Source organism: Aquitalea sp. FG25, assembly GCF_057809375.1.
This window is the reverse complement of sequence record NZ_JBMDJV010000013.1, coordinates 70403-97184: the sequence shown is the minus strand read 5'-3', so window position 1 is coordinate 97184 and position 26782 is coordinate 70403. Positions and strand designations below refer to the sequence as shown.

Here is a 26782-nt window from a genome sequence, read left to right as displayed (position 1 = left end):
AAATGGTGTGTCTTTGAATAAATCCTTGGTAAAGCAGGCAGCAACTGATTATGCCGCAGGTCAGTATCATCGTGCCCTGAATGTGTATCATGAACTGGCAGAAAAAATCGGTTTCGATTTTTTTAGCGCCAATATCAAGATATGCCAGAGCCGCCTGGAAAAGTCAGGACGGCGAGATTGTAATGATTTGTCTTTGGGTGAGATAAAAGTTGCATGTGTTATGGATGAGTTTACTTTCCATAGCTACAACCCGGAATGCCAGTTGTTTCAGCTCAGCCCGGAACATGTTATCGATGAATTGCAGAATTTTAATCCTGATCTGTTGTTTATCGAGTCGGCCTGGCGTGGCAAGGATAATCGTTGGGATCGCAAGATCGGCACCTTAAGCGAGGAGCTGCGGGCTGCATTGCAGTGGTGTCGCGATAGAAATATCCCCAGCATTTTCTGGAACAAGGAAGACCCGATTCACTTTGAAACCTTCCTGACCACCGCCCAGCAGTTTGATTATGTCTTTACGACAGATATCGACTGCATTGCACGCTATAAAGCTGCATTGGGACATGAGCGGGTTTATCTGCTGCCATTTGCCTGCCAGCAGGGTATTCATAACCCTATTGAGTATTACCAGCGAAAAGATGCCTTCTGCTTTGCCGGTGCATATTATGTTCGTTACCCGGAGCGGACCAAGGATCTGGAAGCATATATCGAAGAATTTCCAAAGTTCAAGCCATTGGAAATTTACGATCGGAATTTTGGCAAGGATGATGTCAATTACCAGTTTCCGACCAATTATCAGCCGTTTATTGTAGGAACTCTGCCTTTCAATGAAATTGACAAGGCATACAAGGGTTATCGCTATGCAATCAATCTGAACTCAATCAAGCAATCGCAAACCATGTTTGCTCGCCGTGTTTACGAATTGCTCGGCTCCAATACCGTAACGGTAAGCAACTTTTCGCGTGGTGTACGTACGCTGTTTGGTGATCTGGTGGTGTCCAGTGATAGCGGGCAGGAAATCATCAAACGACTGCAAGCACTGGAAGGCGAAAACGAGCAGAAGCTGCGGCTGGCTGGCTTGCGTAAAGTCATGCTGGAACATACATACCAGCATCGTTGGTCATACATTGCCAGCCGCGCCCTTGGCAGGAAACAGTCTGCCAGCGGGCCGGAGATCGTGGCGCTTGCACTGGCCAATTCCGCTGAAGACTGTCGCCGTATCGTGGATAGTTTCAAACAGCAGACCTACACACAGCGCCAACTCTTGCTGGTCAGTAGCGTCCCGGTGACCGCAGATATGCTGGCCGGTGTAGATGCCGGCCAGATCCGGGTATTGACATTACCAGCCGCCAGCCCGCTGCGCCTTGCCGACGTCGTTTCTGCCGGGCAGTGGCTGGCACCGTTGCATCCTGCCGATTATTACGGCAAGAACTATTTGCTGGATATGGCCATTGCCACGGGTTATGCCAAGGCCACGCTGATTGGCAAGCCGGCACATTTTCACTACCAGGCTGGCGTAGTGGTGCAGAAACAGCCTGATATTGCTTACCACGACAATGTGGAAATTCCCCGTCGCGGCAGCCTGGCGAGCGTACAGCGGCTAACCTTGCAGACCCCGTTGCTCGACTGGCTGCAGCAGGCTGCAGAAGGCATGTGGCCTGAACCCGGCCTGGCGATTGACCCCTTCAATTACTGTCGTGATGGACAGCATGCAGCTGAGCACGATGTCATCACCGAGCGGGTGGATGACCTGTCATTGGATCTGGGCCTGAGTATTGAGGAAATACAGCGTGCTGCCGAGCAGATCGGCCCCGCCGAATTTGATGAAGCCCGTCTCCCGAAATGGAATGCCAGCAAGCTTAATTCACTATGCAAGCTGCACAAGCATCCACATCTGGGCTTTGCCATCGATCCAGCCGGTTTGCTGATTACATCCAGCTTGCCAGATGGCAAACATGAATATGTCTATGCCCGTGAGGATATCCCGGTAAAACAGCTGCCAGCTGTTGGCACGCTGGAGACCTTCCTGGATGCAACACCCGGTTTGAATATCCAGTATGTATTCCTGTGTCTGGATGCAAACAAGCAGAAGCTTGGCCACAGTATTCATACCGCCAATCGCAATCACTCAGCCAAACTGGCAGAGGGAACCGCCTTTGTCCGCTTCGGCTGGCGCGTTTCCGGCAGCGGGCAAGCGACAGTGAAAAACCTGCTGTGGGGCCATCGCAAGCAGGAGCCTGCACGTCTGCTGGGCCGTAGCAGTACCTTGCTGCTGACCAATCACTACCCCAGCTATGAAGACTTGTATCGCAACGGTTTTGTCCATAGCCGGGTAAAAGCCTATGCAGAACGGGGAGTACTGGTAGATGTATTCCGGCTGCGTCCTGATGATGCAATCAGCTATCACGAATTCCAGAATGTCGATGTGGTAACCGGCAGCCAGCAGGCATTGCACAAGCTGCTGGAATCCGGCAAGTACCGCAATGTCCTGGTGCATTTCCTGTCGCCGGAAATGTGGCAGGTCTTGAAAGAATTCCCAGCCATCAGGAAAACCATCTGGCTGCATGGTGCAGAAATCCAGCCCTGGCATCGTCGAGAATTTAATTTAGAGAACGAACAGGATCGTAATAAAGCGATCAGGGAAAGTGCCCTTCGCATGGCTTTCTGGCGTGAAATGCTGCAGCCTTTCCCGGAAAACCTGCAGCTGGTTTTTGTATCAAAATACTTTGCCGAAGAAGTATTTGAAGACCTGGGTTTCCGTGTTCCGGAAGATCGCTACACTATTATTCATAATCCGATTGATACCGATCTATTTTCCTATCAGCCCAAGCCGGTTGAACAGCGCAAGCGCATTCTTTCCATCCGCCCCTATGCCTCCCGAACCTATGCCAACGATTTAAGTGTCGAGGCTATCTTGCAGTTGGCTAAACAACCATTTTTCAATGAGCTTGAGTTTAGAATAATTGGTGATGGAAAACTGTTTGAGGAAACCTTAAAACCATTAAGAGGCTTCCCTAATATTATCATTGAGCGCTGTTTTCTTAGTCAGTTGGAAATCGCAGAGTTACACAAAGAGTATGGGATATTTCTGGTGCCGTCCCGCACGGATACCCAGGGTGTTTCTCGTGATGAAGCCATGTCTTCTGGTTTGGTGCCTGTAACTAATGCGGTAGCTGCTATTCCGGAGTTTGTTGACGAAACCTGTGGAATGCTTGCAATGGAAGATGATTCAGTTAACTTAGCCAAAGGAATAGAACAGTTGTATGTAAGTTCTACATTATTTACCGCTATGTCAATTAGTGCAGCTAAACGAGTTAGATGTCAAAGTGATAAAATTCGCATTGTTTCCCAAGAGTTAAGTTTGCTTGTGTGACTTTTCAGAGATGTGCGATAAGGTGATATTAAAATGAATTTTAATTTTCCATGGCTCACTAAAATCCCTAATGTCGGGAAAGTGTTATTTTCGGTAAACTCTCAAATAGAGTTTGAACTTAGTATTGATTTCTGTTGTTACTGGTCTGATTCAAAGCCAGGTGCAAATTTACTATTGGTTATCAAGGGAGATGAACTTTCTCAGGAGGAAGCTGGCCGATTGGGTTTTGTTTCTTCTGAGTACGGATTTTATAAGTATGTCAAGCCTCACATGCAGGAGGAGAGGGTTTTTATGACTTTTAAAGTCTCACCTTCTGTTGGCGAAGTGTGGCTGGTTCCATTTTGCACTCAGAGTCCTGTTTATATTAAAGGGTTGAATGCAGTTTCATCCGATTCGACAAGTATTAACGTTAATCTGCCTTCTTCGATCCGTCAGGGGGAGGGGCCCGTCACTGTACCATCAGGTGCCGTAGCTATTAATGCGAATATTCTGAAATTCAACTGTGGGCGTGAGTGTTGTATTCATTTTAATAAGTGGTTTGACTCAATGGACGGGTTTGCCTCGCGTTGGGGTGATCATTTGGGAAGAGATAGTCTTTTATTGAGTAATGGGAGAGAGTCTTTTCCCGCTGTTTTGCATCGAGGCCAACCCGCGTTGTTGAGAGTCCCTACTGATATTTCTGAGTGGCTATATGAGATTGGTGATAAATCAAGAAACATGATATCCAAAGCTCGGAGGCTTGGTTATTATTTTAAAAAAGTTGATCCATCAGAAGTTGGGCAAGATATTTATGAGGTGAGAACTTCTGATCCTATGCGACAGGGAAGAAGCATACCTGAGTATTTTCACACTAATCCACCAAAGTTTGTGATTGATCGCAGCAAAGTAGGTTGTCATCACCATGATGAAATATTTGTTGGTGTGTTTTTGGGGGAGAAGCTTGTTTCATATATAACTTTGTTTATTTTCGGGCAGTTGGCAGAGATTAATCACATCCTCTGTCATAATGATAATTTGAATGATGGGGTGATGAATTTTAACCTGTACTGTGCGGTTAATTATCTAGTTGAGAATAAAAAAGAAGTTAAATATTTAAATTATTTGTATGTAAGTGAGAATAAAACTTCAGGTATAGATTTGTTTAAGAGAAGCATGGGTTTTAAATCGCGTCAAATTTTCATTTATGATGCTATTGAGGATTTGCAAGGTTTTGATGTGCCTGCCAGACAATCTAAGGTTAAAGACCGTAAGGTAAATAATGGTGTGAAGGGCATTTCCAAAAAATATCGACATGATACTAGTGCTGTTATCGTGACGGGGGAAATATCTTCTAATGTTGAGGTGTCGGCACGATTGAATATTGATGGCCGTAATATTGTTTTTGTTGAGGCGCCTGATCTCAGTAACTTTGTTAAATTCTGGTCTTCTGAAATCCGTGCTTTGGCCCAATCATTTTCTATTGGAACTTTTATTGCCATTGATTTTCCTAGAGAGGCTCCTTTGAGTGATGAGTATGGGGTTTCTAATTATCTTATGAAAAGATTTAAGGCAAGTCCTAGAGTTGATATTGATGGTCTGCGCTGTGGGTTTAAGGGTGGCTTATTTCGTATGGCAGGATTTTTTGACAGGAATTCTACATGTGCCGGAACAAATTCCCTACTTGTTCTTGAGAAAATTTCTGAATAAGCTATTGAAAAATAGTTAATTATTATACTTAAATTAATAGGTGAGGGTATGTCATATTATCTTGATAAGGATTTTTTAGAAAAAGTTGATGACATTTTTAAGAGAATTGATTTCCTGGATGAAAAAGATGAACTTCTCTTTGATTCGATTGTAAAGATTTATGAGTATTGCTTTTTAACGGGTGGCGGAATTACCTTTTTGTTTAAAATTTGCCAAATTTATACAAAAAGATATAAAGAAATACACAAAGACATTGAGCGATTTGCTTTGATGGCGCTTCAGGTTAGTGATCATCCTGATGCAGTTGTCTATTATTGCCTTGCTATTATTCACAATAATGATTGTGACATGGCAAAAGAAAAGCTTGATGCGGTGCGAAAATATTGCACTAATAAAAATACGAATGCACTCGTTTTGATATTTGAGGCGGCTCTTTTGTGGAGAAAGGGTGCCTATGATAAGTATGTTTCATTGTTGAGTACATTTTTTGACGCAAAGGAACAAAATTTTAACCCCTATATGGCAATCCCTTGTTCTACGGTTTGGCTTAGTGAGAAATCGCCAAAAAGCATCCCTGTTTCATATGAGAATAAATTATTTCAAATTGTTAATAGTATTGATTTTTCAGCTTTCTTAAATAATGTGGGTGCGATTGATTATGTGGTGACGATTTCTTGCGATTCATCCTATTTTGAGAAGTATAATAAATTTATTATTGATTCTCTAGCATTTAGTGGTGATAGATTCTTGTGTTTTATTGTAATAGCAGATGCACTTGATATTCAGCCAGAATTCAGTGATCCACGTTTTGTTGTTAAGCAGTTGGGATTGGCGCGATCTAGTAATATTGGCCCAATTTCATCTGCTTTGAGATATTTGGCTGCGAGTAAAGTTAGTTCTGTCGTTGATAAGCCGATTGTTGTAATGGATTTTGATTGTGTAATCAAGAAATCATTGTTGCCACTTATTCGTTCTCATGAAAATAAATCAATGGCATTGCGGTATTTGGAAAAGGAAAAGTGCCTTCCGTGGCAATATGTGACAGCGGGGTTTGGTATATTTTATCCGAATGGTATTTCAAGAGATTATCTTGCTACTGTTGAGGCATTTCTTTATCATCAGCTGGCTTTGGATGGTGAGCAATGGTGGATCGATCAAAACTCACTTGAGGTGGCGGGTCGATTTGTTGATATGAGTGAAGTCTCGAATTTGTTTTATGAATTGCCTGATTATACGTTGATACCAACTGGTAGCCAAAATGCAAAAATAACTAGACTATTAAGTGCGCTTAATGCAATTAAAAATGTCGAAATTTAATGTAATTCACGTATTGAATTAAGCTTTCTATTGTTACTGTGCGTAATTTGAAAATTATTTATTTCAATTGAAATTTTTAAGGTGTTGAGTGTGCAGGGAAAACTTTGAATGAAGAGTAAATACGCACTTCTCACGGTTGATACGGAAGCATTGCCAAGTCGCTCTGGAGGTGATCATGTCCGACGTTTGATGTGGGGTGAGTATTCCAATGGATGTGCCGGTATACGTGAACTGGTTGCCATTGGTGAGGAGTTTCGTGCACCCCACGTCTTTTTCGTTGATTTTTGTGGTTCTTATGGTCGATTTTCCGAGGTGTCTGACGTAGTGGGTTGGTTGGCGGCACAGGGGCAGGATGTTCAGCTTCATGCTCATCCTGAGGTTTTACCAGCAGAATTTTGGTCAAATCACGGCTATTGTTTTTATAATGAATATTTTGGAAATTCTAATGATGTTGAGAGAACTACATTTTTTCTGAGCTATTTTTCTGAGGTTATCTCATCTAGAACCGGGAGGCCGGTAACCTCTTTTAGAGCGGGATCATTTCGTTGGAATGGTGCAACCATTTCTGCAATGGCCAAGGCTGGACTTCTACTCTCATTCAATAACTCCATGCGTGCATTTAATAATAAGCGCTGTCCGTTCAGTATGCCCACCAATTCGCCTTATTTGTGGTCTAACGGTGTTATTGAAGTCCCGGTCACGGAACGATACTTTCCTGCAATTGCAGGAAAGCCGGATCGATGGGTCAGTTTGACATACCCCGAGTCATCTTATTTTCGTTATGCCGATCATCGCGGCAAGCTGATGGACCGGCTATTGGGCAGACAGCCTGATTTTACGGTTTTCCTGTTGCACTCCTGGTCCATGTTGTACTGGGATGAAAACGGCCATGCCGTCTACAAGGACGACCAGAGGCTGGAGGGCTATCGTAAGCTGCTGGCCCGGATAAGTAAGGATTATGATGTGATTACCACTAGTGAATTTCTCGACCTGCATGCCAGGGGGAAAATTAAAACCAATCAGACCGTGGATATTGCCCAGGCGGAATGGTCGGCATGAAACAGCGCTATGCAATGATTACGGTGGATACCGAGGCACTACCAAAACGTGCGGCTGAGGATCATGTCAATCGCCTGATGTGGGGGCGTCACGCTAATGGCACTGCGGGCATTGGCGAAATGTGTTCTGTTGGCGACGAGTTTGGCATCAAGCAGGTTTTCTTTGTCGATCAGTGCGGCTCTTACGCCTATCTGGACGAAACACGCGAGGTTGTCCGCTGGCTGGATGCTGCCGGACAGGATGTGCAGTTGCACACGCATCCGGAGTATCTGCCAGACAGTTTCTGGGCCGAGCATGGCCTGGAGAATCGCCCTTCGTATATGAATCAGTATGCTGATGATGGCCGGGCAGAGTTTGTCATCCGCCATTTTGGTGGTTTGATCGAGCAGGTGACTGGCAAGCCCTTGCTTTCGCATCGCGCGGGTTCTTTTCGCTGGAATGCCAGTACCATCCGTGCGCTGAAAGCAGCGGGAATTGCACTGTCTTTCAATAATTCCATGTGCGCGGTGCATGCGGGGCAGTGTGGATTCAGCCTGCCTACCAATCTGCCATTTTGCTGGTCGAACGGGGTGATTGAAATCCCGATGACCGAGAAGAAAATCCTGCCCAAGGTGGGCAAGCCGGAGTGGTGGGCACGGCTGACCTATCCGGAGTCCAGTTATTTCCGCTTCCGTCCGTGGTGGGGCAAGTTGCTGCTGGATACTCTGAGTGGTAGCCCCGGGTTTGCGGTGTTCTTGCTGCATTCGTGGTCTTTACTGCACTGGGACGAGCAGGGCCATGCCATGTACAAGGATGATGAGCGGCTGGAGGGCTATCGCAAATTGTTGGCTCGCCTGAGTAAGGATTACGACGTGATTACCAGTGCGGATTTTCTGGATTTGCACGCGCGTGGTCGTATCAAGCTGTCGCCGACCGTTGATCTGGCACTGGCCGAGCTGAATGCTGTTGCCGGGCTGGGGGGCTGATTGTGCTGAGTTGGTTTTTACGCTCATGGATGGGCGAGCCGTGGCTGGCGTTTAATCGTTGGCTGACCGTACATGTGCTGGACTGGCGTTTACGTCGGCTTGCAAGACAACGCCAGACGCGTTGGTCATCCGGTGCCATGCTGTATGTGCCAGCCAGTTCGCTGCCTTACCATATCAGTGGCTATACCACGCGCACTCACGAGGTGATTCGTGCCTTGCGCGCCTGCGGTGCAAATGTCCATGTGCTGACCCGGCCCGGCTACCCCTGGGATCGTAACGACCGGCGTTGTGATCCTGCGGCAGAGTCAACGATAAGGGACGATGTGCTCTATCAGCATGCAAGTGCTCCCTTGAACAACCGGCCTGTCTTGCAATACGCCATGCAGGCATCGAAGGTGGTGGCGGATTTTGCGCAGCGTCACGGTGTGACGGTCATTCATGCGGCATCAAACCATGTCAATGCCTTGCCCGGCTTGCTGGCCGCACGGCGTCTGGGCATTCCCTTCCAATATGAAATGCGTGGTTTGTGGGAGCTGAGTCGTATTTCCCGCTCTCCGCAATACGAAGGTTCGCAAGGGTATCTGCAGGGTTTGCAGCTGGAGGCGCTGGTGGCGCGCCATGCTGACCGCTTGTTCGTGATATCCGAGCAGTTGGGGCGTTATGTGCAGCAACACTGGGGGGTAGACCCCGCGCGCATTGAGTTGCTGCCCAATTGTGTCGATCCGCAGCGTTTTGTACCGGCGGATGCCGCGGAGGTCGTGCCGCATACGCTGGTCTATGCTGGCTCACTGCTGGGGTACGAGGGGCTGGATACCCTGATTGATGCGATGGTACTGGTGCGGCAGCAGGGCTGCCCGGTGCGCCTGGACATCATTGGCGACGGCGAGGTGCGCGCAAAGTTGGAAGAGCAGGTGCAGCGACTGGGCCTGACCGTCGTGGTGAGATTCCTGGGCAAGCAGTCACCAGAGGCAACCCGTAGCCATCTGGAGCAATGCGCAGTGGTGTGTATTCCACGCAAGCCTTTCAAGGTGTGCCAGATCGTGACTCCGATCAAGCTGGTGGAAGCACTGGCGACCGGCAAGCCGGTTATTGTGCCGGACTTGCCGGTGTTTCGCGATGAAATGGGCAGCCACCCGGCTGGCTGGTTTTTCCGGGCGGGAGACAGCGCAGACCTGGCGCGGGTGATTGTTACCGCCTTTGCCGACCCGGCGGGGCTGTCAAAGCTGGGAGCCCAGGCACGTGAATATGCAGTAACCCAGCGGAGCTGGGCACCTTTTGTGGCGAATGTACTGGCAGTGCAACAAGGCGAAACAACATGATAGGCAGGGCAATTAGAAAACTGGGCTCGCTGGTTTATACGTTTCCGCAGCTGACAGAGGATGTGGCGCAGGCTGGTGTGTTCGGCCAGCTTAAAATTGCGCTGGTAAGCGATTATTTTACGGCGGATTGTCTGTCTGCCGAGTGCCGGATTCGTGTCATGACACCAGCCAACTTCAGGGATGTGCTAAATGACTGGCAGCCTGATCTGGTGTTTGTTGAATCCACTTTCCACGGGGTTGGTGGGGAATGGCGTTATGAGCTGGCCAAACAGTCGAAGCTGTTGCGGTTGGGGCAGCCCAAAACCATTTTCCAGCTGGTGGCACATGCCCGGCAGTTGGGTATTCCCACTGTGTTCTGGAACAAGGACGACGGGGCATTTTTTGAACACTTCATTGAGGTGGCCAAGGCATTCGATTTTGTCTTTACCACGGATAAAGAATGTATCGAACGCTATCGGCAGCAGCTACCAGCCCAGGTGCCGGTGGCAACACTGGCCATGCCATATCAGCCAGCATTTCACCAGTTTACCGGCTTCAATTTTACCCGTAACGAGGCGTGTTTCACTGGCAGCTATTACCGGCGCATCCTGAATGTGCGTCGACAGTTTCTGGATATGATTTTTGATACCTGTGCCGAGTCTGATTTGTGGCTGAATGTTTTTGACCGAAACCATCATCGCCTGTCGCGGCATTTTGAGTTCCGTTTTCCCAAGTGCACGCATTTGCGTTTGCATTCCAGCGTAGCGCATCGGGATACCGCCAGCGTGTACAAATCGCATTTGATATCATTGAATGTCAATTCGGTAACCGATTCCGATACCATGTGCTCGCGTCGTTTGTTGGAAATCCTGGCTTGTGGTGGTATTGCGGTGACGAATCCCAGCCTGGCGATTGACAAGCATTTTCGTGATTATTGTCATGTGGTGAATAACAGGGAAGAGGCGCTGGCGTTGTTTTCCCGTCTTCGGTATGGGCCCTCAGCGGTGGATCTTGCGCGAGCCGAGGCTGGTGCCACCTACGTGAGACAAAATCATACCTGGTCTCACCGGCTGGAGCAGATTTGCGCAGCCGTAAACATTTAGCTTTTGGGTTGCAACGGTGTTATTTATTTCCTATTTCGCGCAAGGTCTTTTCCTTGTTGTTGTCATTTATTTTGCTTTGTATGTATTGCTGGAACTGCGTGTTTTATTGATTTCCAGAAAAGTAGAGCAGCGCAAGCTGACCGAAATTTCACATCATGCAGTGGATATCGATCCGAGTGTATTGCCCAGGGTAACCATACTGCTGCCGATCTGTAATGAATCGGATGTTGTCGAACGCTTGATCGATGCTGCCTGCCGTTTGTCTTATCCTGCCCATTTGCTTGAAATCCTGGTGCTGGATGATTCCAGTGATGCGACATCAGCTCTGGCCGAGGCCAGAATCCGCTTGCATGTACCACAAGGGGTCAATATCCGCCTGGTACAGCGGCAGGACCGGCAGGGTTACAAGGCTGGCAATCTGCTGCATGGCATTAAACAGTCTAATGGCGATTTTTTTGCCATTTTCGATGCTGATTTCGTTCCGCCATCAGACTTCCTGTTAAAGACCATTCCTTGTTTTGCTGACCCTGCGCTGGGCTTTTTGCAGACTGGCATTGGCTATGAAAACAGTGATGTTTCATTTCTGACGCGTTTTCAGGCCATGGAAATGGGGCATCAACAGTATGTCACCGTGGGTTTGTGTGAGGACGGCGATATGGCTTCGCTCAGTGGCAGCTCTTGTGTATGGCGCAAAAGCTGTGTCGAGCAACTGGGTGGCTGGAGTGCGGCAACTATTACCGAGGATGTGGATCTGGGCTACCGCGCCCAGTTGGGACACTGGAAATATGCCTACTTGCGCGATGTGGTTTCCATGTCGGTATTACCGGAAACCATCAGCGCTTTTCGCATTCAGCGCGAGCGCTGGGGACGTGGCCTGATTCACAGTGCCTTCAAACATGCCCGGCAGATGTTCCGGCAGGAAATGCCGCTGCTCAAACGGCTGCACGCTATTTCAATGATGTTTTCTTCGGTATTGCTTGCTTCCATTCACGTGCTGGTGTTTCTCAGCTTGCCCTTGAGTTACCTGATTCATGTGGAAGGCTCTGTCTTGCATTGGGTGGTACTGGTTTTCACGCTGCTGGTTTCCGTGTGGGCTCTGGATAATGTGTTTGCCGCGCAAAAAAGTTGCAGCATCCAGCGCAGGAAAAACATCTGGCATACCTTGTGGGATACCTATCGCTATGTTGCGATGTTTTCGCCCATGGCATGGTATTACTTTGCCGGAGGCATACGTGCCTTGTTTGGTGTGTATGACGAGTTTAATCGTACCCCCAAGGGCAAGTCGGCTTATCGGGCGGCAATGCCCCACATCAATGTGATATTGCTGGCTGGTGAAATCATTACTTTCGTGTATTCACTGCTGGCGATTGCCGTGGCGGTCTGGCAAAAAAACTACCTGTTCATTTCTTTCAATATCAATGTATGCCTGGGCTTTGCAATGGTGCTCTATTGGTCCTGGCAGGAAAGGCAGCAGCATGGGCGAGATTAAGCGCGCCAGTCCCTCCGTCTTGATTACCGGAGCGACCAGCGCTATCGGCTCCGCCTTGGCCATGGAGTATGCACAAGCAGGGGGAACGCTTTATCTGCAGGGCCGGAATGTTGCCAAGCTGAATGAGGTTGCCACTGCTTGCCGTCAGCAGGGGGCCGAGGTGGTGACCCAGCAGCTGGATGTACGTGATTTTTCTGCACTGGACAGCTGGTGTCGGGAGTTGGGGGTATTGGATCTGGTGATTATCAATGCCGGGGTGAACACCAATATTGGTCCTGCCGGTGAGCCGGAGCCCTGGGGCGAGGTAGAGGCTCTGCTTGATGTCAATCTGAAATCCGCCATGCTGATTGCCCAGGCAGTGCTGCCGGCCATGCGGCAGCGTGGTCATGGCCAGATTGCTTTTCTCAGCTCTCTGGCGGGTTATTTTGGTCTGCCGGTTACGCCCGCTTACTCCGCCAGCAAGGCGGGTGTAAAGGCTTATGGTGAGGCCTTGCGCGGCTGGCTGGCCAGCGAGGGAGTCCGGGTAAGTGTGATCATGCCGGGCTATGTCAAATCACCAATGTGTGATGCCATGCCCGGGCCAAAGCCCTTCCTGTGGACGCCTCAGCGTGCTGCCCGCACCATCCGGCGTGGTTTGCAGCGTAACCAGGCACGTATCAGCTTTCCTTTCCCGCTGAATCTGGGGTCCTGGTTCCTGGCGGTGTTGCCAGCGGGTTTGTCGTCTTTGATCGTACGCATGGTGGGTTATGGTGATTGAGTTTGCGTTTGGCACAGTGATAATGGCAAGCCTGCTACTGCTGGCGCTGTCCTTGGGGATTGAACAGCTGATGGTGCCAAAACCTGGGCTGCGGCGTCCCTGGTCTGCCTGGGCCTTGCATATCGGTTTGGTGATGTCTGCGCATGCTTTGCTCACTCTGCTTTTGGGGCGGCCCTGGTTTGCGGCGGCAGCTGTTGCTGCTTTCCTGTTGCTGCTGGTGCTGGTTAACAATGCCAAGGTGCATTCGCTGCGCGAGCCTTTTGTCTTTCAAGACTACGAATACTTCACCGATGCCATTCTGCACCCACGGCTTTATATTCCTTTTCTGGGTTGGTGGAAGTTTTTTGCTGCCGTAGCCGGCTTTGTGCTGGCGGTAGGTGTCGGGCTGTATGGCGAATCAGTACCAGCGTTGCGTTTAAACTTGAGTGGGCAGTTGGGGGGCGTCTTGTTGTTGTTGGTAGCCGGAGGGCTACTGCTGTATCTGGGGCAGCGCCAGCGTTATCTGGTTAGCCTGAAGCCGGAACTGGATATCCCTGCGCTGGGTTTCCTGGCCAGTCTGTGGCGCTACGCCGAAGCCGAGCAGTCCACTCCGCAGGTAAGTTCTCCATTCAGTACGCGGCTGAAGTCACCAGCAGATACTGTATTGCCACATCTGCTGGCGGTACAGAGCGAGTCCTTTTTCGATGCCCGCCAGCTGTTTGCCGGTATTCGCGCGGATGTGCTGCAGCAGTACGACCGTCTCAAAGAGGATGCTGTGCTGCATGGTCCTTTGCAGGTTCCTGCCTGGGGGGCCAATACGGTACGGTCTGAATTTGCCTTTCTTAGTGGAATCGCGGCCGAGCAACTGGGTGTGCATCGCTTCAATCCTTACCGGGCAGTTGCCGGTGGTTGGGGTGTGGCTTCGCTGGCCAGCCATCTCAAACGTCTGGGGTATCGCACCGTCTGTATTCACCCTTATCCGGCCAGTTTTTATCGCCGTGACTGTGTTTATCCCCGGCTGGGCTTTGATGAGTTTCTGGATATCCGCCATTTTGATGAGTCGATGCGCTCTGGCCCCTATACCGGGGACGCGGCAGTGGCCAATCTGGTTGACCGTATTGTGCGTGAGGCCGCACAGCCGCTCTTTGTTTTCGTCATTACCATGGAAAATCACGGTCCCCTGCATCTTGAGGAGGTGGTAGCTGGTGATGTGGACGATCTCTATCACACCGCGCCGCCAGATGGTTGCGACGATCTGACCATCTATCTGCGCCACTTGCGCAATGCCGATCGGATGATTCTTTCGCTTCGCCAGACGCTGGAGCAGTGCTCTCATCCGGCTAGCCTGTGCTGGTATGGCGACCATGTGCCGATCATGCCTAGTGTATACAAGCAGTTTGCCACCCCGAGTGGTGAGGTCGAATATATTCTCTGGGCCAACTGGAAGGTCAAGTCTCAGCCAGCAACCATGAGCAGCGCCGATGCGCTGGCGCAGCGATGGCTGCAGGCTGTGGGTGTGTCGTAGGCGATTTTGCCAGCACCTTATGGCGCTCAAGTCAGCCATTTATCGACGGATGTGCTGACTATTGATGGGTTATCGATCGGTATGAGCACGCTTGATGTTATTCAGGAGCACTGGCCATCACTTGAACCCGCATGGGGCTGCTGGAGATGGCACCTAATTTGACAGGTGGTATGGCCACGCTGGCGAGGTGGGCCGGGCGGAAGGGCTAAACCGGTAGATCATCCAGCGCGCTGCCACGCAGCAGGTGACGGTTGTAACCCAGCGCTATCAGTTGTTGCCAGGCATCCAGCACCTCGGCCGGAATGGGTAGTGCCAGCTGAAAACCCAGTCGTGGATAGCGCAGCAGGCGGTGAATGTCGCCCACCATTTCTTCGATCAAGCCGAACACCCCTACCATATTGGACACGCCCCAGGGAAAGGCGAAGTCCGGCGCATCTACTGCGCAGTCGATATCCGGCCAATGGATTGGCTGAGTCTGGGCCACCCGGCGGATGGAGTTGGGCTTGGTGACAAAGGTGACGCGCCGTGCATTCGGGCACATGGCACGCGCAAATGCCAGGTTCTCGGCAAAGCTGCGTGCTTGCGGCTCCAGCAGCAATTGTTGCGGGCTTACTCCCAGCGCGAGCGCGCGTTCGGCAAAGATCTCTGCCTCTGGCCGGTCCCACAGGTCGCGTGTCCAGTTGCCGGTATTGCCGCTGATCAGCATGGATGGGGCGATACCCTGTTGCAGCAAGCCCGCCGCATGGTCGACCACCCGGATATCGTAAGAGCCACACACCACCAATACATCACAGGGCTGATGTCTGCGCCCGGCTGACAGGAAATCCCATAGCCGGCCTGCCAGTTGCAAGGTGCTTGTGGGGCGTTGTGTTGGCGGAGGTCTCAGCACTATCGTTTATTTCTGTGGAATGTTCTGACCACTCACCGGTACTGCAGTAACGGCATTGTCCGGGCTGCCGTCCACCAGCTTGTCGGAATAGGTGAGGTAAACCAGGGTATTGCGTTTGGCATCGACAATACGTACCACCCGCACATGCTTGAAGATGAAGGACGCGCTTTCCTTGAATACTTCTTCCTGCTTGGGCAATGCCTTGGCAAAGCTGATGTTGCCGATCTGGCGGCAGGCCACAGAAAAGCGCGACGGGTCCTTGGCCAAGCCCACGGCACCGCTGTAGCCGCCGGTCTGGGCGCGCGATACATAGCAGGCCACACCGGCGACTGATGGGTCGTCAAAGGCTTCCACCACTACCTTGTCGTTGGGACTGAGCAGGCGGAAGGTGGTGGATACCTTGCCGACTTCCTCTGCCTGGGCCAAGGGAAGCAGGCTGAAGAGGCTGGCAGCCAGCAGCAGGGGGTGCAGTAGGGACATGGACTTTCCTTGGTGTGAGGTCTGCTGCAGAGTCTAAGCCGACTGTGCCGGTTTGCCCATGCTGGCCGACTGCTGCGTGGCGAATTCCTGCAACTCGCTGGCAATGAAGTGGCTGATCATGGTGCGGTACACCTCGGCGGTGAGTTGCGGGTCGGCCCCCAGCTCTCCGGCCAGTTTTTCTACCCGGCGCATCACTTGGTCCACCCGCTTGCCGCCTTCCACTTCGTCGTTGCTGTGCTTGAAGCGGGCTGCCTGTTTCACATACAGGCCACGTTCGGCCAGCAGGGACACCAGTGCGCGGTCGATACGGTCGATTTGCGTACGTACCTCATCCAGATTCTGGCATTGATAAACAAATTCCACGGGTGTTTCTCCTGTTGGCGGCCACCCGCAGCCGGGTGACCGTGTTGTCATGGCGCATGCAGGCGGATCAGTAGTAATTCAGCCCCATGGCTGCTTTTACTTCGCTCAGGGTGACGGCGGCTACCTGACGGGCGCGCGCGGTGCCTTCCTTCAGCATGGCCAGAATGGCAGCGGGGTCGCGGGCGTATTCCTCGCGGCGCTGGCGGATGGGGGCCAGCAGTTCTTGCAGGCATTCTTCCAGATGCTGCTTGATGACCGTGTCGCCCAGCCCGCCCAGGCGGTAGTGGTCTTTCAGGCGCTTGACCAGTTCGATATTGGGGTGGAAGGCATCCAGATAGCTGAACACCACATTGCCTTCCACCTGGCCGGGGTCGGATACGCGCAGGTGATTGGGGTCGGTGTACATCATCTTCACCGCCTGGCGGATTTCATCGGCGCTGGCGGACAGGGTAAGCGTATTGCCCAGCGACTTGGACATCTTGGCTTTGCCATCAATGCCGGGCAGGCGCGCCCCCACTTCCGGCACCATGGCCTTGGCTTCCACCAGTACTGGTGCGGTTTCCACGCTGGCATTGAAGCGACGCACGATTTCGTTGGTCTGTTCGATCATCGGAATCTGGTCTTCGCCTACCGGCACAATGGTGGCCTTGAAGGCGGTGATGTCGGCGGCCTGGGCGGCGGGGTAGGTGAGGAAGCCTGCGGGGATGTCGCGCTCGTAGCCGCGTAGTTTTATTTCATCCTTGATGGTGGGGTTGCGTTCCAGCCGCGATACCGTCACCAGATTGAGGTAGTAAGACGCCAGCTCGGTTAGCTCCGGCACCAGGCTCTGGATAAAGATGGTGCTCTTGGCCGGGTCGATGCCGACAGCCAGGTAGTCCAGCGCCACCTGCAGTACGTTGTCGCGCACTTTCAGGTAATTGCCCATATTGTCGGTTAGCGCCTGGGCATCGGCCAGCAGCAGAAATTGCTGGCAACGGTCTTGCAGCAGCACGCGGTTGCGTAAGGAGCCGACGTAATGGCCAAGGTGCAGCGGGCCGGTGGTGCGGTCGCCGGTGAGTATGATGTCTTGGGAAGTGATGTCGCGCAGTTTCATGTCGGGTTCCAGTTTTCAGTGATAAACGGAAACCATCGACAAGGCGGAACGTAGACAAAACAAAACCCGGATCCACCTTGTCGGCAGCCTCCGGGTTGTATGCGTGCGCAGTCGCCGGTGCTACCTCAGGAGAGGCGCCACCACCAGGTGAAGGATGCGAATGCGATGCGGGAGTTCATGTTTTCTATCACACCACGGCGCAGCTGCAGGCGTCAAGCAGCAAACGCAGTGCGTGGCGCGTGGCCACAACGCCGCAACAGAGGTTTTGCGGGCAGCTCTTGTGTTAGAAGCGCCGGGCCAGCGTAGCCTTGTGCATGATGGTGGTGGCAATTTCCTCGATCGACTTGTGGGTGGTGCTGATGAAGGGCACGCCGTGAAAGCGGAACATGGACTCCGCCTCGTTTACCTCGAAGTGGCAGTTGTCCAGGCTGGCGTACTTGGAATCCGGACGGCGCTCCTGGCGGATGTGGTGCAGGCGGGCCGGGTCGATGGTGAGGCCGAACATCTTGTTGCGGTAGGGCAGCAGCATCTTGGGCAGGGTGGGGCTGTCCAGGTCTTCCGGGGTGAGCGGGTAGTTGGCGGCCTTGATGCCGTATTGCAGCGCCAGGTACAGGCAGGTTGGCGTTTTGCCGGAGCGGGACACCCCCACCAGAATCACATCGGCTTCGGCCAGGTCTTTCAGCTTCACGCCGTCGTCGTGGTTGAGCGAAAAGTTAACTGCCTCAATGCGGTGGTCGTATTTTTCTTCGCTGCCCACGCCGTGGGCCTTGCCCAGCGTCAGCGAAGCCTTCTGGCCCAGTTCCGCCTCCAGTTCGCCAATGAAGGTGTCGAAGAAGTCCATCACCAGTGCATTGTCGATGTGCAGCACTTCGCGCACTTCGGGGTTGACGATGCTGGTGAACACCAAAGGCTTGAGATCGTCCGCCTCGGCCACGGTGCGGATGTGGTGGGCAACCACCTGGGCTTTTTCCACCGTATCGATGAAGGGGATGGCCTCGCGCTTGAAATCCAGGGTGTCAAACTGGGTCAGCAGGGTATTGCCCAGCGATTCGGCCGTGATGCCGGTGCGGTCAGAAATGAAAAAGGCGGAGCGACGGTGTGGCATGGATGCACCTGTTTCGGAAGCAATGGGGAAAATGTTGCAGCAGATTATACCCTTGGCTGCCCGGAGTACGGCAGGTGGGTGTCGTTGACAGGAGATTTGCCACGAATTGGCCATGATCCGCCCCTGCCGTGGCTTTTGTTGTAGTTGCCACACTACATTGCAGTCACAAATCTGCAAAGAAACGCCCCTGTATCGACCATTCCTGGGCGTAGTTTGCATTGATATGGGGCAAACCCTTGCGTTGTGCGCCGCAAAATGGGCTACGCAAATGCAGTGGTATTCGGCTAGAATGCGGGTTTTCTATCCGTCCAATCCAACACAGGAAGTGAAGTGATGGCAGAGAACTACGTCATCTGGTTCGAGAAGCTGCGCATGACTGACGTTGAACAGGTAGGCGGCAAGAACGCCTCCCTGGGTGAAATGATCAGTCAGCTGGCAGGCTCGGGCGTCCGAGTCCCCGGTGGTTTTGCTACTACTGCGGATGCCTACCGTGATTTCCTCCAGCACAATGGCTTGGCTGACAAGATCAGCGCCGCGCTGTCCAAACTGGACATCGACGACGTGACCGAGTTGGCCCGCGTTGGCAAGGAAATCCGCCAGTGGATCATCGATACCCCTTTCCCGGCCAAGCTTGATGAAGATATCAAGACTGCCTGGGACAAGATGGTTGCCGACTCCGGTGGTGCAGATATTTCCGTAGCAGTCCGTTCTTCCGCAACCGCAGAAGACCTTCCCGATGCCTCGTTCGCAGGCCAGCAAGAAACCTTCCTGAACATTCGTGGCCTTGAAAACGTCAAGGATGCCATGAAGCATGTTTTTGCTTCCCTGTACAACGACCGCGCCATTTCCTATCGCGTACACAAAGGCTTTGCCCACGATGTTGTGGCCCTGTCCGCCGGTGTACAGCGCATGGTGCGTTCCGACACGGGTGCTGCTGGTGTGATGTTCACCATCGACACCGAATCCGGCTTTGAAGACGTGGTGTTCATCACCGCTTCCTATGGTCTGGGCGAAACCGTGGTGCAAGGTGCCGTCAACCCTGACGAATTCTACGTACACAAGCCGACCCTGAAGGCAGGTCGTCCGGCTGTGCTGCGCAAGAACATGGGTTCCAAGCTGATCAAGATGGAATTCACCGATGCATCCCAGGCTGGCCGCTCGGTCAAGACCGTGGATGTACCGGCAGACCTGCGCAAGCAGTTCTCCATCACCGACGCCGAAGTGGCCGAGCTGGCTGAATACGCGCTGATCATCGAAAAACATTATGGCCGCCCGATGGACATCGAGTGGGGCCGTGATGGTGGCGATGGCAAGCTGTACATCCTGCAAGCCCGTCCGGAAACCGTGAAGTCGCAGGAAGACCGCAAGGACACCCTGCGTCGCTACCGCCTGAACAGCAAGTCCGCCGTGTTGTGCGAAGGCCGCGCCATTGGTCAGAAGATTGGCCAGGGCACCGTGCGCACCATCAAGGACGCGTCCGAAATGGACCGCGTGAAGCCGGGCGACGTGCTGGTCACCGACATGACCGACCCGGACTGGGAACCGGTGATGAAGCGTGCCGCTGCCATTGTCACCAACCGTGGTGGCCGTACCTGTCACGCAGCGATTATCGCCCGTGAACTGGGTATTCCGGCTGTTGTCGGCTGTGGCGATGCCACCGACGTACTGTCCGAAGGCATGCAGGTGACTGTTTCCTGCGCCGAAGGCGATACCGGCAACATCTACGATGGCCTGCTGGACGTGGAAATCATCGACCTCGAGCTGGACAAGATGCCTGTTGCTCCGGTCAAGATCATGATGAACGTGGGTAACCCGGAACTGGCCTTCGACTTCGCGCAGCTGCCGAACGAAGGTGTTGGTCTGGCCCGCATGGAATTCGTGATCAACCGTCAGATCGGTATTCACCCCAAAGCCCTGCTGGAATTCGACACCCTGCCGGCCGACCTGAAGGCGACCATCAGCGATCGCATTTCTGGCTACGCCAGCCCGGTTGACTTCTACGTGGACAAGATTGCCGAGGGTGTTGCTACCCTGGCCGCAGCCTTCACCCCGAAAAAGGTCATCGTACGCATGTCCGACTTCAAGTCGAACGAGTACGCCAACCTGATCGGCGGTCAGCTGTACGAACCGCACGAAGAAAACCCGATGATCGGTTTCCGTGGTGCAGCGCGCTACGTGGCTGAATCCTTCCGTGACTGTTTCGACCTGGAATGCCGCGCCATCAAGAAGGTGCGCGACGAGATGGGTCTGGTCAACGTGGAAGTGATGATCCCGTTTGTCCGCACCCTGGCTGAAGCCGAGAAGGTTGTCGAAATCCTGGCGGCCAATGGTCTGAAGCGTGGCGAAAACGGCCTGCGTCTGATCATGATGTGCGAACTGCCGACCAACGCTGTGCTGGCCGACAAGTTCCTGCAGTTCTTCGATGGCTTCTCCATCGGCTCCAACGACATGACCCAGCTTACCCTGGGCGTGGATCGCGACTCCGGTGGCCCGATTGCGGCTACCTTCGACGAGCGTAACGAAGCCGTGAAAGCCATGCTGCACATGGCCATCCAGGCTTGCCGCAAGGCCGACAAGTATATCGGCATCTGCGGTCAGGGCCCGTCGGATCATCCGGACTTTGCCAAGTGGCTGGTGGAAGAGGGTATCGAGACTGTCTCCCTCAACCCGGACACCGTGGTGGAAACCTGGCTGTACCTGGCGCGCGAACTGAACGCCTAAGCCTGCATCTGCAGGCGACACAAAACCGCCCCTTCGAGGGCGGTTTTTTTATGGCTACTCCGCTTGGATATGACTGACCTAAAGGATGGGTTGAGTGATGACTGCTTTAAGCATGACTTAAGCTTGCCAGACTTAAATGGCGAGACCCTTTCCATCCATACAAGGACACACCATGAAAAAGATTCTTGCCATGTTGAGTATTGCCGCCTTGCTGCCACTTGGTGCCCATGCCGAATTTATCGGAGAAGGCAGCGCTCCGGCGCTCACGACTGTTGCCAAGGTGCTGCAGGCCGCTGACGACAGCCGCGTTGTGCTGGAGGGCAATATCGTCCGCCAGATCGATAACAAGCATTATGAATTCAAGGATGCCAGTGGTACGGCAAAAGTGGAAATTGACAGCAAGTACCTGCCGGCTGAAAAATTTACCGCGCAAAGCAAAGTCCGTTTGCACGGCAAGGTAGACAAGGAGTTTTCCGGTCGCAAGATTGATGTCAAGCAGGTAGAAATCCTCAAATAGCCCGACTGACGCAGTTGTCGGCATGAAAAAACCGGACGGCTATCTGGTTATTTCATGCCGTATGGTCACTGGAATTTATTCCACATCATGCATGCGCAATTTTCCCGCGTCCGTCAGCAGGCGCAACTGCGCTGAGCGCCATTCCGCCAGTGTCCGTACCCGCTCCTGTCGTGCATCGGCCAAACCAGCCTGAGCATTGAGAATTTCCTGTGTGTCAGCCAGCCCATTGGCATATTTGCGCTGTATGGCCTGCATGGTTTCCTCTGCAATGCGCAGCAGTCGGCCCGAGGCTTCCAGGGTGAGCAAGGAGGCCGTGGCTTCGCTATAGGTTTGACTGATGTCGTGCAGTACCTGGTTACGGGTTTCCTGCCATTGCGCTTCTTTCTGGGCAATCTGTGCCAGTGCTCCTTGTTGTTTGTAGTGTCGGCCAAAGCCTTCAAATAGCGGGATGCTCAATGTCAGGCCAGTGACCGATTCCCGGGACTGCCTGCTGTTCAGTTCCTGATTGGGACGTCCATTCAAATAACGGCTATGGCTGAACTCCAGTACTGGCAGCCCGTCTGCCCGCGTGGCCTTGTATTGTTCCTTCGCGGCTTGCCACTGCGCATAGGCCGCCACAATGGCCGGGTGTTGTTCACTGGCGAGTGCCTGCCAGGCGCTCAGGTCTTTCTGGATCACGTTATAACGATGAACATCGGTAGCCGGTATGCGTGGTATTTGCAGCATTCGTTGTGGCAAACCCAATTGCAAGGCTAGCGCCAAGCTGGTCTTGTCGGCATTGGCTGTGGCGCGAGCCAGTTCCAGCTCAGCCTTGGCCAAGGCCGTTGCTGCTTGCAGGCTATCGGTATGCGCAGCCAGTCCTTGCAATTCACGACGCTTGGCCATGGCCAGAATCTCTTGAGCAATATTCTTTCCTTCCGCTCGAGCCTCTCGTTCGGCTTGAGCAGATTGGGCAGAAAAGTACAGCGCAATCACATCGCTCATGATTTTCTGAACAATGGCATCCCGACTGGCAAGAGCTGCGCTCAGCATATGGTCAGCGGCCTGCAGCCTGGCCTCCCGACCACCAAAATCCAGCAGTCGCCAGGTCAGGCTGGCATAACGGCTATCGGTGGTAATTCTGGTATCCATCTGGCTGCTTGTGGCAGGGTAGCGGGATTGCTGCTGCTGGCGGCTGATGCCGGCGCTGATGTTCGGCAAGTAGGCGGCGCGTGCTTCTCCGCGTTGTGCACTGTATTGCCGGATGGAAGCCCATGCATCTTGCGATTGCGGATTAAAACACAGCGCCATATCCAGTGCCGTGGCCAGGCTGATTATTGTTGCGCTGTTGTTCTGCGCGATCTGGCAAGGCTGACCATGATCAGCAGCAGTCTCCAGTAGTGGCGGGCTGGCCAATAGCGGGTCTGACAGCCAGCTTGCCCTGCTGATTTCCGCCATGGCAGAGGCCATCGGTAAGACAAGGCAACAGAGTGAGAGCAGCGGATAAGTACGAATGTTAACGTTCACGCAAGGACTCCTGCTGGTGGCGAAGCAGTGGAGAGAGCAGATATTCAATGACGCGGCGGTTGCCGGTTTTGATATCCACGTTAACTGCCATGCCAGGGGTGAGTGCTTGTTTTCTGTCGTCAACGATAAGGCTATCCCGGTCTAGCGTGATCTTGCTGGCATAGAGCAGCCCACGCTTTTCATCTTGAATGGCATCGTGAGAAACATGGCTGACTTGGGCCGGAATGGTGCCGTACTTGGTGTATTCAAAAGCATCAATCTTGACGGCAGCGCTCTGGCCGACATGTACGAAGCCGACGTCCTTGTTTTCGATAAATGCCTCGACTTCCATGGCTGATTGCTGGGGAACAATCTGCATCAAGGGCTGTGCCGCAGGGACGACACCGCCCACCGTGTGTACGGTGAGCTGCTGCACGGTTCCATCAACAGGTGCGGTCAATTTCAGTAACCGACTGCGCGAGCCGGCACGGCGGGCATCCTGCCCGGAGGCAATCACGATCTTGTTGCCTTCGGTGATGGCGTCGAAGGCCTCTTTGCGGGTTTGGGCAATCAAGGCGATACGCTGATTGCGCGCATCTGCCAGCTGCCCTGCCAGATCAATCCGCGCCTGCTCCTTTTCCAGCCAGGCATGGCGGGAGACGGTGTTGTCCTGTGCCAGGATCCTGTAGTCCTGTTCGCGCTGCGTCGCCAACGGTAGAGCAGCGGCAAAGCGGGCGATATCACTATCCAGACGCTGTAGCTTGGCCCGGAAATCCTGATATTGACTGTCCAGCTGTTGCTTGGCCGCGCGCCATTGCTGTACTGGAATGTCCTTGTTATCGGTCAGACGTGGAGGATGGTGCTGATCCAGTGCTTCAATCAGGGCTTGCGAACGCGCAACTTGCAAGCGCGCTTGTAGCAAGGCATCTGCGGCCTTATCGTATTCGGCGTCACTGCCGGTGGCATCCAGCTCAACCAGCACCTCGCCAGCCCGTACGGTTTGCCCTTCCTTCACATGCAATGCCTTGACGCTGGCCACATCAACCGATGCAATGGTTTTGATGCGTGCCGATGGAATGATCTTGCCCGTAGCGGTGACGATGATATCGATATGGCCAAAGCAGGCCCACAGTATGGCCACCAGCAGCAAACTCATCAGCACACGGGCACTTAGCCGTAAGGTAGCCGAGTCGGGAGTCTCCCGTAATGCCAGCCCGGCAGGTAGAAACTCTGCCTCCTGCTTGTTGAAAAAATCGGTTTTCAGCGTATCGCGGATACGCCAGAAGTGCCGGAAAACCGAAACGTAACGGCGCAACAGATCGAACCCGGCCTGTAGCCGGTGACGCAAGCTCATGCCTGCTCCTGAGGGTCAAGCTTGCCTTGCACTGCCGGGCTGACTGCCGCCTGTCCTTGCAGGGTTTGCAAATGGCGATAAATGCCATTTGGCATTTGCATCAATTGGGTGTGACTGCCTGATTCGGCAATCTGGCCCTTTTCCATCACGATGATCCGGTTGGCATCACGCACTGCCGACAAGCGATGCGCAATAATCAATACGGTGCGACCGGCGGCAATCCGCCGCATATTGTCCTGGATGATTTTTTCTGACTCGTAATCCAGTGCGCTGGTCGCTTCGTCAAAAATTAGAATGCGTGGATCAAGTAATAATGCCCGTGCAATGGCAATCCGTTGCCGCTGCCCGCCAGACAAACCGGACCCCTGCTCGCCAACCAAGGTGTCATAGGCTTCGGGTAGTTCACAGATAAAGTCGTGCGCACCAGCCAGTTTGGCTACCTGAATGATTTTCTCAATCGGCGTGGCGGGATCTGTCAGCGCAATATTGTCGCGAATTGAACGGGAAAATAAGGTGTTTTCTTGTAAAACCACCCCGATTTGCTGACGCAAGGAAGCGGTGTCTACAATGGCAATATCCTGACCATCCACGGTTACCCGGCCCCGGTCCGGTACATACAGGCGCTGTACCAGTTTGCTCAAGGTACTTTTGCCCGACCCGGAGCGACCGACAATCCCAATGACTTCACCTGGTTTTATTTCCAGAGATACGCCACGCAGTACATCACTGGCATCCGGACGATAGCGGAAGGACACCTGATCAAATCCAATGGCACCGGTAATGCGCGGAATGCGGGTTTTATGCCCTTCCACCTCGGTATGGGTATTCAGGATGTCGCCCAGTCTCTGCATGGAAATGCCCACTTGCTGGAAGTCATTCCATAACTGCGCTAGCCGCAGAATGGGAGCCGATACTTGGCCTGCCAGCATATTGAATGCCACCAGCTCACCCACGGTCATTTTGCTGTCCAGCACTTGTAAAGCCCCCAGCCACATGATGCCAGCAGTCACCAGTTTGCTGACCAGGCCGACACCACCACTGGCCACCAGGCCTACATTGGTGGTGGACAGCCCTGCGGCCACATAGGCGGCAAGTTGTTTGTCCCACTTTTGCCGCCAGCGTGGCTCCACCGCCATCGATTTGATGGTGTCTATACCGGTGAGAGTTTCCACCAAAAATGATTGGTTCTCGGCACTCTTATTGAATTTGTCGTTCAGCTTGGCACGCAGGATAGGGGTAAAAATAAAGGACAGCAGCAGGTAAACCGGAATCGATGCCAACACAATCATGGTTAGCGGCACGCTATACCACAGCATCACCAGTAAAAACACAACAGAAAACACCGTATCCAGCACCAGGGTCATGGCATTGCCGGTAAGAAAAGAGCGGATATTTTCTAGTTCGCGTATGCGTGCCACCGAATCCCCAGTGCGTCTTGCCTGAAAGTAGGCCACAGGTAAGGACAGCAAATGGTCGAACAGCCGGGCGCCCAATTCCACATCAATCTTGCTGCTGGTGTTGGCAAATACTGCAGTGCGAATTCCGCTGAGCAAGGTATCAAACAAGGTGGCCACAATCAGGCCGATGGCAATCACGTTCAGCGTGGTCATGGCATGGTTCACCAGCACCTTGTCCATCACCACCTGAAAGAACAAGGGTGTGATCAGGCCAATCAGCTGTAGCGCCAGTGAAATAAGCAAAACCTCGCCCAAGGACTTGCGATACTTCACCACGGCTGGGATAAACCAAGTGAAATCAAATTTCGCCATGGCCCCAGCAAAGCTGGCCCGGCTGGTAAATAGAATCAACTCGCCATTCCAGCGTGCCAACAAATCTGGCAGGTTCAATACCTGCGGTGGCTGACCTGGTTGCTGAAGCAATACACGCCAGGGCTCTTGCGCGGTATCCACCCTCCCCAAGATAAAGAACTCACCATTGGGTTGTATGCCAATCGCAGGCAAGGGCGCGCGTTCCAGTCGCGCCATATCTTGTTGAATACATTTGGCAGTCAGCCCCAACTTGCGCGCTGCCAGCAACAGGGTTTGTACCGAAAAAGCTGAATTGCCAAACTGGTGCTGTAACTGCGCGGCATCGGCAGCAATACCATGTAATTGCGCCATCAGAATCAAACAGTGCAAGCCGCTGTCAAGTTGCTTGCTATGTGTGGCATCAGCCGGAGAGGAAGAGAGTGTAGACATGGAAACAAAGCCAAAACGAACAGGATGAA

20 protein-coding genes are annotated in these 26782 nt (G+C 52.8%); 12 read left to right on the top strand and 8 right to left on the bottom strand.

Going from position 1 to position 26782, the window contains the following annotated elements; translation table 11 throughout:
* Nucleotides 1-7 precede the first annotated feature (7 nt).
* The 10 genes from ACODR9_RS13220 to ACODR9_RS13175 all read left to right on the top strand — a co-directional run bounded on the left by ACODR9_RS13220 (nucleotide 8) and on the right by ACODR9_RS13175 (nucleotide 14548).
* A complete protein-coding gene (locus ACODR9_RS13220) occupies nucleotides 8-3370 on the top strand; it encodes a glycosyltransferase (protein WP_488809808.1) in 3363 nt (1120 codons plus the stop codon).
* 33 nt (nucleotides 3371-3403) lie between these two features.
* On the top strand, nucleotides 3404-5056 hold the full coding sequence (locus ACODR9_RS13215) for a hypothetical protein (RefSeq protein WP_488809807.1): 1653 nt from the start codon (nucleotides 3404-3406) through the stop codon (nucleotides 5054-5056).
* A gap of 48 nt (nucleotides 5057-5104) precedes the next feature.
* Nucleotides 5105-6373, top strand: a complete 1269-nt coding sequence (locus ACODR9_RS13210; protein ID WP_488809806.1) for a hypothetical protein — start codon at nucleotides 5105-5107, stop codon at nucleotides 6371-6373.
* 108 nt (nucleotides 6374-6481) lie between these two features.
* Nucleotides 6482-7432, top strand: a complete 951-nt coding sequence (locus ACODR9_RS13205) for a polysaccharide deacetylase family protein (RefSeq protein WP_488809805.1) — start codon at nucleotides 6482-6484, stop codon at nucleotides 7430-7432.
* Nucleotides 7429-8397 carry a polysaccharide deacetylase family protein gene (locus ACODR9_RS13200; protein WP_488809804.1) on the top strand — a complete coding sequence of 323 codons (969 nt, stop codon included), beginning with the start codon at nucleotides 7429-7431 and terminating at the stop codon, nucleotides 8395-8397. The genes ACODR9_RS13205 and ACODR9_RS13200 overlap by 4 nt, the downstream gene beginning before the upstream one ends.
* A gap of 2 nt (nucleotides 8398-8399) precedes the next feature.
* Nucleotides 8400-9716, top strand: coding sequence for a glycosyltransferase family 4 protein (locus ACODR9_RS13195; protein WP_488809802.1), 1317 nt, complete (start codon nucleotides 8400-8402; stop codon nucleotides 9714-9716).
* Nucleotides 9713-10798 carry a CgeB family protein gene (locus tag ACODR9_RS13190; RefSeq protein WP_488809801.1) on the top strand — a complete coding sequence of 362 codons (1086 nt, stop codon included), beginning with the start codon at nucleotides 9713-9715 and terminating at the stop codon, nucleotides 10796-10798. The genes ACODR9_RS13195 and ACODR9_RS13190 overlap by 4 nt, the downstream gene beginning before the upstream one ends.
* A 106-nt stretch (nucleotides 10799-10904) precedes the next feature.
* Complete coding sequence (locus tag ACODR9_RS13185) at nucleotides 10905-12287, top strand: glycosyltransferase (RefSeq protein WP_488809800.1); 1383 nt, start codon at nucleotides 10905-10907, stop codon at nucleotides 12285-12287.
* Complete coding sequence (locus ACODR9_RS13180; protein ID WP_488809798.1) at nucleotides 12274-13044, top strand: SDR family NAD(P)-dependent oxidoreductase; 771 nt, start codon at nucleotides 12274-12276, stop codon at nucleotides 13042-13044. The genes ACODR9_RS13185 and ACODR9_RS13180 overlap by 14 nt, the downstream gene beginning before the upstream one ends.
* Before the next feature lie 22 nt (nucleotides 13045-13066).
* Nucleotides 13067-14548, top strand: a complete 1482-nt coding sequence (locus ACODR9_RS13175; RefSeq protein WP_488809797.1) for an LTA synthase family protein — start codon at nucleotides 13067-13069, stop codon at nucleotides 14546-14548.
* 205 nt (nucleotides 14549-14753) lie between these two features.
* On the opposite strand, the gene ACODR9_RS13170 is transcribed toward ACODR9_RS13175, so the two are convergent.
* The 5 genes from ACODR9_RS13170 to ppsR form a co-directional block, all read right to left on the bottom strand.
* Nucleotides 14754-15437 carry a YdcF family protein gene (locus tag ACODR9_RS13170; RefSeq protein WP_488809795.1) on the bottom strand — a complete coding sequence of 228 codons (684 nt, stop codon included), beginning with the start codon at nucleotides 15435-15437 and terminating at the stop codon, nucleotides 14754-14756.
* A 6-nt stretch (nucleotides 15438-15443) separates the two neighbouring features.
* On the bottom strand, nucleotides 15444-15917 hold the full coding sequence (locus ACODR9_RS13165; protein WP_488809794.1) for a CreA family protein: 474 nt from the start codon (nucleotides 15915-15917) through the stop codon (nucleotides 15444-15446).
* Nucleotides 15918-15950: 33 nt separating this feature from the next.
* Nucleotides 15951-16280 (bottom strand): chorismate mutase, encoded by a 330-nt coding sequence (locus ACODR9_RS13160; RefSeq protein ID WP_488809793.1) that lies wholly within the window; start codon nucleotides 16278-16280, stop codon nucleotides 15951-15953.
* 67 nt (nucleotides 16281-16347) lie between these two features.
* Nucleotides 16348-17373 (bottom strand): tryptophan--tRNA ligase, encoded by a 1026-nt coding sequence (trpS, locus tag ACODR9_RS13155; protein WP_488809792.1) that lies wholly within the window; start codon nucleotides 17371-17373, stop codon nucleotides 16348-16350.
* A 283-nt stretch (nucleotides 17374-17656) separates the two neighbouring features.
* Nucleotides 17657-18478 (bottom strand): posphoenolpyruvate synthetase regulatory kinase/phosphorylase PpsR, encoded by an 822-nt coding sequence (gene ppsR / locus ACODR9_RS13150; RefSeq protein ID WP_488809791.1) that lies wholly within the window; start codon nucleotides 18476-18478, stop codon nucleotides 17657-17659.
* Nucleotides 18479-18811: 333 nt separating this feature from the next.
* On the opposite strand from ppsR, the gene ppsA reads away from it, so the two are divergent.
* Nucleotides 18812-21199, top strand: a complete 2388-nt coding sequence (gene ppsA, locus ACODR9_RS13145) for a phosphoenolpyruvate synthase (RefSeq protein WP_488809790.1) — start codon at nucleotides 18812-18814, stop codon at nucleotides 21197-21199.
* 172 nt (nucleotides 21200-21371) lie between these two features.
* Nucleotides 21372-21716 carry a YgiW/YdeI family stress tolerance OB fold protein gene (locus ACODR9_RS13140; RefSeq protein ID WP_488809789.1) on the top strand — a complete coding sequence of 115 codons (345 nt, stop codon included), beginning with the start codon at nucleotides 21372-21374 and terminating at the stop codon, nucleotides 21714-21716.
* 75 nt (nucleotides 21717-21791) lie between these two features.
* Here the strand turns inward: ACODR9_RS13140 and ACODR9_RS13135 are convergent, their stop codons facing one another.
* The 3 genes from ACODR9_RS13135 to ACODR9_RS13125 are packed head-to-tail and all read right to left on the bottom strand — an operon-like array spanning nucleotide 21792 to nucleotide 26753.
* On the bottom strand, nucleotides 21792-23222 hold the full coding sequence (locus tag ACODR9_RS13135; protein ID WP_488809788.1) for a TolC family protein: 1431 nt from the start codon (nucleotides 23220-23222) through the stop codon (nucleotides 21792-21794).
* Entirely contained in the window at nucleotides 23212-24555 is a 1344-nt protein-coding gene (locus ACODR9_RS13130) for an HlyD family type I secretion periplasmic adaptor subunit (protein WP_488809786.1), read from the bottom strand. The genes ACODR9_RS13135 and ACODR9_RS13130 overlap by 11 nt, the downstream gene beginning before the upstream one ends.
* Nucleotides 24552-26753, bottom strand: a complete 2202-nt coding sequence (locus tag ACODR9_RS13125) for a type I secretion system permease/ATPase (RefSeq protein WP_488809785.1) — start codon at nucleotides 26751-26753, stop codon at nucleotides 24552-24554. The genes ACODR9_RS13130 and ACODR9_RS13125 overlap by 4 nt, the downstream gene beginning before the upstream one ends.
* Nucleotides 26754-26782: the final 29 nt, after the last annotated feature.